At 71.3% G+C, this 1,638-nt stretch carries 1 protein-coding gene; it reads left to right on the forward strand.

Features of this window, described 5'->3' with window-relative positions:
* Window positions 1–118: 118 nt before the first annotated feature.
* Window positions 119–1,411, forward strand: coding sequence for an IS30 family transposase (locus AB5Z20_RS09820; protein ID WP_368157178.1), 1,293 nt, complete (start codon window positions 119–121; stop codon window positions 1,409–1,411).
* Window positions 1,412–1,638 lie beyond the last annotated feature (227 nt).

A 1,638-nucleotide genomic window follows, 5' to 3' on the forward strand; every position in this document is an offset into this window, starting at 1 on the left:
CCTTGATTATCAACTTCAACCGAACACCTCCCACATTCATCCGCACATGTGCGGATGAATGTGGGAACCCGATACCCTGAGGGCCGGATCGGCCGGCCCCGGGAGATCGGAGGACGGTATGTCCGGAAAGAAGAAAAGGGGCTCCGCGAGGGCGGTCCCGAGGTCCTACGGAAGGCTCACGAGGCACGAGCGGGACACGGTCCAGAGGATGCTGGAGCGCAGGGCGTCGTGCAGGGAGATCGCGAGGGAGCTGGGCAGGTCGCCCTCGACGGTGAGCGCCGAGGTGGCGTCGCACAGGTTCGTGACGGCGCCGAAGGCCAGGCGCGGCGAGCGCGTGGACGCCTCCGCCGACCTGTCGGCGGCCTGCCCGCGCCTGGCGGCGTGGCCGCGATGCTGCAACGGCTGCGGCCGCTACCGCGCGATCGGCTGCAAGCGCCGCCCCCACGTCTTCTACGAGGCCCGGGCCGCGCAGCTGTGCGCCGACTCGGTCCTCGTCTCGTCCAGGCGCGGGATAGACGCCGACGAGCCGGCCGCGGCGGCCAGGCTGGAGGCGATAAGGGACTGCCTGCGCCGGGGGCTGTCGCCCGAGCAGATGGCGGCGCGCAACGGCGGCCCGGTGGACCTGTCGCCGTCGACCATCTACCGCTGGGTCTCGGCGGGCTACGACGGCATGACCAACATGGAGCTCAGGCGCAAGGTCGGCTACAGGCCGAGGAAGCGCGCCGCGGGCCGGGCGGCCACGCGCCACTCCGCCCGCAGGTCGTACGCCGCGTTCCTCGCCCTCGGGGAGGACGCGTGCGCCGCGGCCTGGGAGATGGACACGGTCGAGGGCGCGCGGGAGGACTCGGCCTGCCTGCTCACGCTGCTCCACCGCCCCAGCAGGCTCCAGCTCGCGCTGCCGCTGGCGGAGAAGACCGCCGGGCGCGTCGCGGCCGCCCTGGGCGATATCAGGGAGGTCCTCGGCGCCGACGGCATGGGCAGGGTCTTCCGCGCCGTGCTCACCGACAACGGCGCCGAGTTCTCCGACGAGGCGGCGATCGCGGCGCTCATCGGCGAGGGGCCGGGCGAGACGAGGCTGTTCTACTGCGACCCGAGGCGCAGCGACCAGAAGGGCGCCTGCGAGCGAAACCACGTCGAGATAAGGAAGCTGCTGCCCAAGGGCTCCGGACTCAGGTTCGACCGGCTCGCCCCGGCGGACCTGGCGCTGGCCATGTCGCACGTGAACTCCGAGCCCCGCGGCGCACTCGGCTTCTCGACGCCCGCGCGCGCCTTCAGGGCGATGCTCGGGGAGGACGCGGCGGCGCTGCTGGACGCCTACGGCGTGGGGGACGTGGCGCTCGTCGACCTCGACCTGACGCCGGGGCTCATCGAGAGGGCGCGCGCCGAGAGGGGCGATGCCCCGCTGGCCTAGCCTAGAAGGAAAAACGGAATAGACGGACCGACCGTCCGGCTGAGTCTGGGAAGAGGTGCCGGGCGGCGGGCGGAGCATGGCCACCGGACCCATCGAAACACATCTCCACCGTTCCTTCAACTGGGAAAACGGTGCCCCCGGACCCCAGGAGGGGCCGCGGGGGCGTTCGGCTAACTGCGGGAACGGCCTATTCGCTCAATATGTTCGGTTGAGATCGGAAATCAACC

The sequence above is a fragment of the Collinsella aerofaciens genome, from assembly GCF_040910245.1.
In the GTDB taxonomy this organism is placed as follows: Bacteria; Actinomycetota; Coriobacteriia; order Coriobacteriales; family Coriobacteriaceae; genus Collinsella.

Bases quoted from the DNA above. Each gene is read 5' to 3' on its own strand.
- AB5Z20_RS09820 (WP_368157178.1), top strand. From the start codon at position 119: ATGTCCGGAAAGAAGAAAAGGGGCTCCGCGAGGGCGGTCCCGAGGTCC.